The organism is Nonomuraea sp. NPDC049709 (assembly GCF_040674815.1).
GTDB lineage: Bacteria > Actinomycetota > Actinomycetes > Streptosporangiales > Streptosporangiaceae > Nonomuraea.
This window is the reverse complement of the sequence record NZ_JBFANM010000059.1, coordinates 66,656-76,692: the sequence shown is the minus strand read 5'-3', so window position 1 is coordinate 76,692 and position 10,037 is coordinate 66,656. Positions and strand designations below refer to the sequence as shown.

10 protein-coding genes are annotated in these 10,037 nt (G+C 67.7%); 9 read left to right on the top strand and 1 reads right to left on the bottom strand.

The window, feature by feature from the left end:
• The first annotated feature begins 136 nt into the window (after positions 1-136).
• From nuoI to AB0J69_RS43405, 7 genes are read left to right on the top strand one after another with little or no spacing between them, the layout of a single operon-like run.
• Positions 137-652 carry an NADH-quinone oxidoreductase subunit NuoI gene (gene nuoI, locus AB0J69_RS43435; RefSeq protein WP_364130618.1) on the top strand — a complete coding sequence of 172 codons (516 nt, stop codon included), beginning with the start codon at positions 137-139 and terminating at the stop codon, positions 650-652.
• Entirely contained in the window at positions 645-1,448 is an 804-nt protein-coding gene (locus tag AB0J69_RS43430; RefSeq protein ID WP_364130615.1) for an NADH-quinone oxidoreductase subunit J, read from the top strand. The genes nuoI and AB0J69_RS43430 overlap by 8 nt, the downstream gene beginning before the upstream one ends.
• Complete coding sequence (gene nuoK / locus AB0J69_RS43425) at positions 1,445-1,741, top strand: NADH-quinone oxidoreductase subunit NuoK (protein ID WP_020542667.1); 297 nt, start codon at positions 1,445-1,447, stop codon at positions 1,739-1,741. Before AB0J69_RS43430 ends, nuoK begins: the two co-directional genes overlap by 4 nt.
• A 10-nt stretch (positions 1,742-1,751) precedes the next feature.
• Positions 1,752-3,665, top strand: coding sequence for an NADH-quinone oxidoreductase subunit L (gene nuoL, locus AB0J69_RS43420; RefSeq protein ID WP_364130612.1), 1,914 nt, complete (start codon positions 1,752-1,754; stop codon positions 3,663-3,665).
• Positions 3,665-5,224, top strand: coding sequence for an NADH-quinone oxidoreductase subunit M (locus AB0J69_RS43415; RefSeq protein WP_364130609.1), 1,560 nt, complete (start codon positions 3,665-3,667; stop codon positions 5,222-5,224). The genes nuoL and AB0J69_RS43415 overlap by 1 nt, the downstream gene beginning before the upstream one ends.
• On the top strand, positions 5,221-6,813 hold the full coding sequence (gene nuoN / locus AB0J69_RS43410) for an NADH-quinone oxidoreductase subunit NuoN (protein ID WP_364130606.1): 1,593 nt from the start codon (positions 5,221-5,223) through the stop codon (positions 6,811-6,813). The genes AB0J69_RS43415 and nuoN overlap by 4 nt, the downstream gene beginning before the upstream one ends.
• A gap of 11 nt (positions 6,814-6,824) precedes the next feature.
• Complete coding sequence (locus tag AB0J69_RS43405) at positions 6,825-7,814, top strand: polyprenyl synthetase family protein (RefSeq protein WP_364130603.1); 990 nt, start codon at positions 6,825-6,827, stop codon at positions 7,812-7,814.
• On the opposite strand, the gene rarD is transcribed toward AB0J69_RS43405, so the two are convergent.
• Complete coding sequence (rarD, locus tag AB0J69_RS43400; RefSeq protein WP_364130600.1) at positions 7,782-8,714, bottom strand: EamA family transporter RarD; 933 nt, start codon at positions 8,712-8,714, stop codon at positions 7,782-7,784. The two genes, AB0J69_RS43405 and rarD, sit on opposite strands and share 33 nt — an antisense overlap.
• 121 nt (positions 8,715-8,835) lie before the next feature.
• Here rarD and msrA point away from each other — a divergent pair, with 121 nt between their 5' ends.
• Together msrA and AB0J69_RS43390 are read left to right on the top strand one after the other, a co-directional pair.
• The gene (msrA, locus tag AB0J69_RS43395) at positions 8,836-9,498 is read left to right on the top strand and encodes a peptide-methionine (S)-S-oxide reductase MsrA (RefSeq protein WP_364130597.1); all 663 of its coding nucleotides are present in this window, start codon (positions 8,836-8,838) and stop codon (positions 9,496-9,498) included.
• A gap of 10 nt (positions 9,499-9,508) precedes the next feature.
• Positions 9,509-9,829 (top strand): hypothetical protein, encoded by a 321-nt coding sequence (locus tag AB0J69_RS43390; protein ID WP_364130594.1) that lies wholly within the window; start codon positions 9,509-9,511, stop codon positions 9,827-9,829.
• Positions 9,830-10,037 lie beyond the last annotated feature (208 nt).

Genomic DNA, 10,037 nt, shown 5'->3' with positions numbered 1-10,037 from the left:
CGGCGCAAGGAAGCGAAGAAGGCTCAGGTGGAGGCCGAGTTCGAGGAACTGTCCAACGAGCCGACGGCCGGCGGCTTCCCTGTGCCGCCGCTCGATCTGCCGCACTACCACGGGGTGCAGCACAAGGAGATTCCCAGTGGGACTAACTGATTGGCTGAACCCCGTCAAGGGCTTCGGGGTCACCTTCCACACGATGTTCAAGAAGCCCGTCACGACGAACTACCCGGAGGAGAAGAAGCCGACGGCTCCTCGCTTCCACGGGCGTCACCAGCTCAACCGCTGGCCTGACGGGCTGGAGAAGTGCGTCGGGTGCGAGCTGTGCGCCTGGGCGTGCCCGGCCGACGCGATCTTCGTGGAGGGCGCGGACAACACCGACGAGGAGCGCTTCTCGCCGGGCGAGCGTTACGGGCGCACGTACCAGATCAACTATCTGCGGTGCATCCTGTGCGGCCTGTGCATCGAGGCCTGCCCGACCCGCGCGCTCACCATGACCAACGAGTACGAGCTCGCCGACACCAACCGCGAGAGCCTCATCTACACCAAAGAGATGCTGCTCGCGCCCCTGACCCAGGGCATGGAACAGCCGCCGCACCCCATGCGGCTCGGTGAGACCGAAGAGGACTACTACCGGCTGGGGCGGACCAATGGGTGAGACCATCACTTTCTGGGTGCTCGCCGTCGTCTCCGTCGGCGCAGCGCTTGGCATGGTCTTCAACCGCAAGGCCGTGTACTCCGCGCTGATGCTCGGCACCGTGATGCTCTGCCTGGCCGTCCTGTACGCCGTGCAGGACGCGCCCTTCCTGGCCGCGGTGCAGATCATCGTCTACACCGGCGCGATCATGATGCTGTTCCTGTTCGTGCTCATGCTCGTGGGCGTGGACTCGTCCGACTCCTTCGTCGAGACGCTGAAGGGCCAGCGCTTCTGGGCGATCATCGCGGGCCTCGGCTTCCTGGCGCTGATCGTCGCGGCCGTGGGCAACGCGGTGTTCGCGCCCCAGGCCGGGCTGGCGGCGGCCACGCAGCAGGGCGGCTACATCCGCTCGATCGCGCTGCAGCTCTTCACCAAGTACGTGTTCGCGTTCGAGATCACCTCGGCACTGCTGATCACCGCCGCGCTGGCCGCGATGGTGCTGGCACACCGCGAGAAGCTCACCGAGAAGGTCACGCAGAAGGACCTGGCCCGCGCCCGGTTCCTCGGCGACCACCCCTCGCCGCTGCCCGGGCCTGGCACCTACGCCAGGAACAACGCCATCGACATGCCGGCGCTGCTGCCCGACGGGTCGGTCGCGGAGACCTCGGTCAACCGCTACATCGCGCGCTACGACGTCGAGCACGACCACCTGCCGGCGGACCCCAGGCTCGCCGAGGCCATCAAGCACACGGCCGAGCACGACGAGGCGCCGACCGAGGCCGAGCAGGACGCCGAGACCAATGAGGTGACAAAGTGACGACGCACTACCTCGTCCTGTCCGGCCTGCTGTTCGCCATCGGTGCCATGGGCGTGCTGATCAGGCGGAACGCGATCGTGGTGTTCATGTGCGTGGAGCTCATGCTCAACGCGTGCAACCTCGCCTTCGTCACGTTCTCCCGGCAGGTGGGCAACCTGGAGGGCCAGATCATCGCGTTCTTCGTGATGGTGGTGGCCGCGGCCGAGGTCGTGGTGGGCCTGGCCATCATCGTGACGATCTTCCGAACCCGCAGGTCAGCGTCCGTCGACGACGCCAACCTGCTGAAGTACTAAGAGGTGACTGGTGGAATCTCAAATCGCTGAGATCGTCCAGCACACCGGCGGAGTGATCGGCAACGCCTGGCTGGTGATCGCCTTCCCGCTTCTGGGAGCGTTCGTCCTGCTGGTGTTCGGCCGGATCACCAACCGCTGGGGCCATCTGCTGGGCGTGGCCATGTCCCTCGCCTCGTTCGTCGTGGCGGTGCTGGCGTTCTTCGAGCTCATCGGGTTCGGGACGGAGGAGCGCCGCCGGGCCGTCCATCTGTACGAGTTCATTCCCAAGCTGGTCGACATGGGGTTGCTCATCGACCCCCTCTCGATCAGCTTCGCGCTGTTGATCACCGGTGTGGGCTCGCTGATCCACATCTACTCGATCGGCTACATGTCGCACGACGAGCACCGGCGCAGGTTCTTCGCCTACCTGAACCTGTTCGTGGCCGCGATGCTCCTGCTGGTGCTGGCTGACAACTACGTGGGCCTGTTCATCGGCTGGGAGGGCGTCGGTCTGGCGTCGTACCTGCTGATCGGGTTCTGGCAGTTCAAGCCGACGGCGGCGGTCGCGGCGAAGAAGGCGTTCGTCGTCAACCGCGTCGGCGACTTCGGCCTGCTGGTCGGCATGTTCCTGATCCTGCCCGCGTTCGGCACGCTGTCGTTCAAGGGCATCGCCGAGTACACCGGCCCCGCCCCGTCGCAGGGCATCATGCTCGCCATCGGCCTGCTGCTGCTCCTCGGCGCCTGCGGTAAGTCGGCGCAGCTCCCGCTGCAGTCCTGGCTGCTCGACGCCATGGAGGGCCCGACCCCGGTCTCGGCCCTGATCCACGCGGCGACCATGGTCACCGCCGGTGTCTACCTGGTGGTCCGCTCGGGGGCGTTCTTCTTCCCCGAGGGCTCGGGCGCCGCGCTCGCCGTGGCCATCGTCGGCGCGGCCACGCTGCTCGCCGGTGCGATCATCGGTTGCGCGAAGGACGACATCAAGAAGGGCCTGGCCGGTTCGACGATGTCGCAGATCGGCTACATGATGCTCGGCGCGGGCCTCGGCCCGGTGGGCTACGCCTTCGCGATCGGCCACCTGATCACGCACGGCTTCTTCAAGGCCAACATGTTCCTCGGCGCCGGCTCCGTCATGCACGGCATGAACGACGAGGTCGACATGCGGAAGTACGGCGGCCTGCGCAAGTTCATGCCGATCACCTTCGTCACGTTCTTCATCGGCTACCTGGCGATCATCGGGTTCCCGCTGCTGTCCGGCTACTTCACCAAGGACGGCATCATCGAGACCGCGGTGCACCACCAGCCGATCCTCGGCTGGCTGGCCGTGCTGGGCGCGGGCATCACCGGCTTCTACATGTCGCGGATGGTCTTCATGACCTTCTTCGGCGAGAAGCGCTGGGCCGAGGACGCCCACCCGCACGAGTCGCCGCTGGTCATGACCGTGCCGCTGATGATCCTGTCGCTCGGCTCGCTGGGCCTGGGCGCCTACCTGGTCCTGAACGGGACGCTGTACGACTTCCTGATGCCGGCCGTGGGCGGCACGCCCGAGCAGAGGCCGCACTTCGACCCGTTCACCACGCCCGGTCTGGCCACGCTCGCGCTCGTCGCGGTCGGCGTGGTCTTCGCCTGGATGAGGTACGGCCGGGTCGAGGTGCCTGCGGTGCAGCCGCGCGGCTCCTTCCTCACCACGTTCGCCCGGCGCGACCTGTACGGTGACGCGCTCAACGAGTCGCTCTTCATGCGCCCCGGCCAGTGGCTGACCCGCCTCGCGGTGTTCTTCGACAACCGCGGCGTCGACGGGATCGTCAACGGGCTGGCGGCGGGCATCGGCGGCAGCTCCGGGCGCCTGCGCAGGCTCCAGACGGGCTTCGCCAGAACGTACGCGCTGTCCATCCTGATCGGTGCCGCCCTGCTGACCGGCGCCCTGCTCCTCGTTGGGAACATCTGATGTCACCCTGGCTTCCGATACTCATGGCGGTGCCCGTGGTGGGCGCCATCGTGGTGGCCCTGCTTCCCAAGGGCAGTGACAAGCTCGCCAAGCAGGTCACGCTGCTGGTCTCGCTGCTGACGCTGGTCCTGACGGGCGTCATGGCCGCCGGGTTCAAGCCGGACGGCGACCGCTTCCAGTTCACGGCCGAGTACAACTGGATCCCGAGCTTCGGCGTGAAGTTCGGGGTCGGCGTGGACGGCGTTGCGCTCGTGCTCATCGCGCTGTCGGTGGTGCTGGTGCCGATCGTGGTGCTGGCCTCCTGGCACGACGCCGACGGCGTCAAGACCGCCGACGGCACGCTGATCACGCCCAAGCGGTCGGTGAAGACGTACTTCTCGCTGCTGCTCGTGCTCGAGACGATGATGATCGGCGTCTTCGCGGCGACCGACATCTTCCTCTTCTACGTCTTCTTCGAAGCCATGCTGATCCCGATGTACTTCATGATCGGCTCGTACGGCGGTGCCCAGCGGTCCTACGCGGCCGTCAAGTTCCTGCTCTACTCGCTGTTCGGCGGCCTGCTCATGCTGGTCGCGGTCATCGGCCTCTACGTGGTCGCGAACAAGCAGACCTTCATGTTCCCCGAGCTGATCGGGGCCATCCAGGACCCGAACATGCAGAAGTGGCTGTTCGGCGGCTTCTTCATCGCCTTCGCCATCAAGGCGCCGCTCTGGCCGGTGCACACCTGGCTGCCCGACGCGGCCGCCCAGGCCCCGGCCGGCGCCGCGGTGCTGCTGGTGGGCGTGCTGGACAAGGTCGGCACGTTCGGCATGCTGCGCTTCTGCCTGGAGCTGTTCCCCGACGCCGCCAAGGCGTTCACGATGCCGATCGTCGTGCTGGCGGTCATCAGCATCATCTACGGCGCCATCGTGGCCATCGGGCAGACCGACATGAAGCGGCTCATCGCGTACACGTCGATCTCGCACTTCGGCTTCATCGTGCTGGGCGTGTTCGCCATGTCGGACATCGCGCAGTCCGGCGCGGCCCTCTACATGGTCAACCACGGCTTCGCCACCGGCGCGCTGTTCCTGGCCGCCGGGTTCCTCATCGCCAGGCGCGGCTCGCCGTTCATCGGCGACTACGGAGGCGTGCAGAAGGTCGCGCCCGTGCTCGCGGGCTTCTTCCTGGTCGCCGGTCTGGCCGGTCTGTCGCTGCCGGGCCTGTCGTCCTTCGTCAGCGAGTTCATGGTCATGATCGGCACGTACTCCAGCACCGCCCACGGCTCGGGCGCGCTGACGGTGGCGGCGATCATCTCCGCGGTGGCCGTGATCCTGGCGGCCGTCTACATCCTGTGGATGGTCCAGCGGATCATGAACGGTCCGACGGCCGAGCCGGTCAAGGCCTTCAAGGACCTGAACGCCCGCGAGGTCTGGGTGCTGGCCCCGCTGGTCGCCCTGATCATCGGGTTCGGCTTCTTCCCCAAGCCGCTGCTGGACGTGATCAACCCGTCGGTGCAACAGACGCTGACGAACGTGAAGGTACCCACCTCCACCATCGCTGAGAAGGGGACAGGTCAGTGAACCCCGCCATCGAAGCGCCGACGATCGAGTACGGCACGCTGGCGCCGCTGCTGATCATCTTCGGCGCGGCCTGCATCGGCGTGCTCGTCGAGGCGTTCGCGCCGCGCTACCTGCGCAAGTCGATCCATGTGCCGCTCACCCTGCTGAGCCTGGCCGGCGCGTTCGCGCTGGTCCTCGTGCAGACGCTGCGCGGCCAGGTGTCCACCACGGCCTCCGCCATGGGCGCGATCGCCGTGGACGGGCCCTCGCTGTTCATCTGGGGCGTCATCCTCATCCTGTCGTTCGTCTGCGTGCTGCTGATCAACGACGAGGGCCACTTCGTGGCCTCCGCCGCGGCCGTGCCGGGCAGCGCCGACGAGGAGGAGGCCGAGGCCCACGACAACGGCACCGGGCACACCGAGGTCTACCCGCTGGTCCTGTTCGCGGTCGGCGGCATGCTGCTGTTCCCGGCCTCGCACGACCTGCTGATGATGTTCGTGGCCCTCGAGGTCATGTCGCTGCCGCTGTACCTGCTGTGCGGGCTCGCCCGCCGGCGCCGCCTGCTGTCGCAGGAGGCGTCCATGAAGTACTTCCTGCTGGGCGCCTTCTCCTCGGCGTTCTTCCTGTACGGCACCGCGATGATCTACGGCTTCGCGGGCACCGTCTCGCTGCCGGGCATCAACCAGGCCATGGCCGCGGGCAACACACTCGACCCGCTGCTGCTGATCGGGTTCGCGATGCTCGGCGTGGGCCTGCTGTTCAAGATCGGCGCGGCGCCGTTCCAGGCCTGGAAGCCGGACGTCTACCAGGGCGCCCCGACCCCCATCACCGCCCTCATGGCCTCCGGCACGCTGGTGGCCGCCATCGGGGCCGTGCTGCGGGTGTTCTGGGTCGGCCTGGGCAACCTGGACTGGGAGTGGCGGCCGGTCATCTGGGGCGTCGCCGCGCTCACGATGATCGTCGGCTCGATCCTGGCGATCACGCAGACCGAGATCAAGCGGATGCTCGCGTACTCGTCCATCGCGCACGCCGGCTTCCTGCTGGTCGGTGTGATGGCCACGTTCGGCAGCGCGCAGCAGAACGCCGACTCGCTCAAGGCGATCCTGTTCTACCTGGCGGTCTACGGCATCACCACGGTCGGCGCGTTCGCGGTGCTGACGCTGGTGCGCGACCCGGGCGGCGAGGCGGGGCACCTGTCGCGCTGGGCCGGGCTCGGCAAGCGCGCGCCGGTGCTGTCCGGGGTGTTCGCCTTCTTCCTGCTCGCCTTCGCCGGCATCCCGCTGACGAGCGGCTTCTTCGGCAAGTACGCCGTCTTCGCCGCCGCCCTGAACAGCGGCACCCAGCCCGGCGACTCGATGGGCGGCTGGATGGCCGGCCTGGTCGTCGTGGGCGTCGTCGCCTCCGCGGTCGCGGCGTTCTTCTACGCCCGCGTGATCGTGCTGATGTTCTTCAGCGAGCCGGCGGCCGACGGCCCGGCGATCGCGGCGCCCAGTATGGGCACCGTGGCCGTCATCGCAGTTTCGCTGCTGGTTACCGTAGGAGTGGGGCTCTATCCGGAGTCCGTACTCGGTGTTGCCAACGACGCTGCTAGCAGCCTGTTCATCAGATAAGGGGATCTCGTATGTCTGCGCCTCCCGTGGTTGACCTTCCCATTGAGGACGAGCGGTTGGCGCAGGACGTGGCCAACGGACTGGCCGCGGTCGAGAAGCTCCTGCGCTCGTCGGTGGAGAGCGAGGACGCCTTCGTCACGGAGGCGTCCAAGCACCTCATCGAGGCCGGCGGCAAGCGGTTCCGTACCTTGATGGTGCTGCTGGCCGCGCAGTTCGGCGACCCGTCGGCGCCGGGCGTGGTGCCCGGTGCCGTGGTCATCGAGCTGACCCACCTGGGCTCGCTCTACCACGACGACGTCATGGACGAGGCCCCGGTACGCCGGGGCTCACCGTCCGCCAACGCCCGGTGGGACAACACCGTGGCGATCCTCACCGGCGACTACCTGTTCGCCCAGGCCTCGGACCTTCTCGCCGACCTCGGTCCCGAGCTGATCCGCATCCAGGCCCAGACGTTCTCCCGCCTCGTACAGGGTCAGATCCGCGAGACCATCGGCCCCCGCGCCGACGAGGACCCGATCGCCCACTACCTCAGCGTCCTGTCGGACAAGACGGGCTCGCTCATCGCCGCCTCCGGCCGCTTCGGCGCGCTCCTCTCGGGCGCCCCGGCGGACGTGGAGGAGCGCCTCAGCCGGGCGTGCGAGGCGATCGGGGTGGCCTGGCAGCTGGGGGACGACCTCCTGGACGTGGCCTCGACGGGCGCGCAGTCGGGCAAGACGCCCGGCACGGACCTCCGGGAGGGCGTCAAGACCCTCCCGGTCCTGTACGCGCTCGCGGTCGGCGACTCCCCGCGCCTGACGGCCCTGCTGTCGGGCCCGGTGGCCGAGGAGGACGTCGAGGAGGCGCTCACCCTGCTGCGCGCCCACTCCGGCATGGCCCGGGCGCGGGCGGAGCTGGACGCCTGGGTGGACCGGGCCCGCGATGACATCTCGGGCCTGCCCGACATCCCGGCCAAGGACGCGTTCCTGGCGCTATGTGACTACGTGGTCCAGCGCTCCGGCTGACGCCTCACGACGACGACGGCTCCGGGCCGCCCGCGCTGCCCGGAGGCTGTCGTACGTGAAGATCGCCAGGGCCAGCCAGACGATCGAGAACCCGATCCACCGGCTGGACGGCATGACCTCCTTGGCGATCAGCACCCCGCAGGCGAACTGCAGGATCGGCGCGATGTACTGCAACAGCCCGATCGTGCTCAGCGGCACCCGGATGGCCGCGGCCCCGAAGCAGATCAGCGGCACGGCCGTGATGAGGCCCGCTCCCACCAGCAGCGCCGCGTGCGCCACGCTCACCTGCCCGAACGTGGCGTCCCCGGTGCTCTGCAGGAAGGCCAGGTAACCGAGGGCGGGAATCAGCAGGACCAGCGTCTCGACGGCCAGGCTGTCGGTCGCGGCCACGTTGGCCCGCTTCTTGATCAGCCCGTACACGCCGAAGCTGACCGCCAGGACGAGCGCCACCCAGGGCAGGCGGCCGTAGTCGAGCGTCAGCACGAGCACCGCCAGCGCCCCGAACCCGACGGCCGCCCACTGCAGCGGCCGCAGCTTCTCACGCAGCAGCACGACGCCGAACAGCACGTTGACGAGGGGGTTGATGAAGTAGCCGAGGGCGGTCTCCACGACGTGGCCGGCGTTGACGGCGTAGATGTAGGTGCCCCAGTTGACTGTCACGACGACGGCGGCGAGGGCCAGCAGCGCCACCTTGGCCGGCTGCCGGGCGATCTGCTTGATCCAGGACCAGTGCTTGCGGACGGCGAGGACGGCCAGGACCACCACCAGCGACCACACCATGCGGTGGGCGAGGATCTCGATGGCGCCGGAGGGCTTGAGGAGGGGCCAGTAGAGGGGGAAGAGTCCCCACATGGTGTAGGCGGCGATCCCGTAGAACACACCACGCCGAAGGTCAGGCATGTAACCGATTTTCGGGCATTACCACCTTTAAACACAAATCTCAGTCGCTGTATGGAAATGTGTAGAAATCCTTAAGTGTTGGGCCTGTGTAGGCTGGCAAACGACCTATGGAGGTAGCGCTATGGGCTGGCTGTTCGGCGGTAACAAGACATCGATGGTTCGACGCGAGGACGCCCTGCCGGGCCGCCAGGACCCCATCCCCGTGCCGACCCGTCACGCGGTCCTGGACGCCCCGCTCGCGCCGCCGTACCCGGAGGGCCTGGAGGTCGCCGACTTCGGCCTGGGCTGCTTCTGGGGCGCCGAGCGCAAGTTCTGGCAGACGCCCGGGGTGGTGACGACGGCGGTCGGATACCAGGGGGGCTACACGGCCAACCCGACGTACGAGGAGGTCTGTTCCGGTCTCACGGGGCACGCCGAGGTCGTACGCGTGGTGTTCGACCCGGCGAAGGTCTCGTACGAGGAGTTGCTGAAGGTCTTCTGGGAGGCCCACGACCCCACGCAGGGGATGCGCCAGGGCAACGACGTCGGGACCCAGTACCGGTCGGCGATCTACTACCACTCACCGGAGCAGCAGAAGTCGGCGGAGGCTTCGCGGGAGGCGTACCAGCGGGTGCTGAAGGTGGCGGGGTACGGGAACATCACGACTGAGGTGGCTCCGGCGGGTCCGTTCTACTTCGCGGAGGATTATCACCAGCAGTACCTTTTCAAGGAGCCGAACGGCTACTGCGGGATCGGCGGCACGGGCGTTGCCTGCCCGGTCGGGCTGACCTCCGGTGAGGCGTGACCGTTCTGACTTGATCCACGCTGGGTGGATCAAGGAGGAGAACGCGAGGATCTTCTGCGAGATCCTCGCGTCGCTCATCGGGTACGAGTTCGACGACCTCGACTGGCAGGCGGTTGAGTGTGCGTTGCCCGACACCGACGATGAGCAGGAGGAACGCTGGTACGGGTATCCGTTGGTCGGTCGGGTGACGAGGCTCGATCTCAGGCTCGCACAGGCAGTGGGTGGGAGCGTGGTCTCAGTCGAGGTGTACGGCGATCCGAATGACGTCCTTCGAGGGCAGGTAGAGCTTGCCTGTGACGTTGCCGCCGCGTACGGCATGAGCCGAACGTGAATGCGCCTCAGCGCTGCACAGAGGCGAGGACGGCGACAATCTTCATTACAGAGTTTCCAGGGCGTGCCGCCTGCGGCGTCCCGCCGCGCGTCGGGCGGTCACTGGCCGCGCTGCGGCTCTTCGACCGGTCGCGGCCAGCACCACCCACGCGCTGTCAGCAACACGGCAGACAGCTAGAACGTCGGAAGGCGTATCACGGCTCAGTCGT

Coding starts and splice junctions, on each gene's coding strand:
- rarD (WP_364130600.1), bottom strand. CDS start 8,714: ATGCCTGACCTTCGGCGTGGTGTGTTCTACGGGATCGCCGCCTACACC.
- AB0J69_RS43405 (WP_364130603.1), top strand. CDS start 6,825: ATGTCTGCGCCTCCCGTGGTTGACCTTCCCATTGAGGACGAGCGGTTG.
- AB0J69_RS43430 (WP_364130615.1), top strand. CDS start 645: ATGGGTGAGACCATCACTTTCTGGGTGCTCGCCGTCGTCTCCGTCGGC.
- msrA (WP_364130597.1), top strand. CDS start 8,836: ATGGGCTGGCTGTTCGGCGGTAACAAGACATCGATGGTTCGACGCGAG.
- AB0J69_RS43415 (WP_364130609.1), top strand. CDS start 3,665: ATGTCACCCTGGCTTCCGATACTCATGGCGGTGCCCGTGGTGGGCGCC.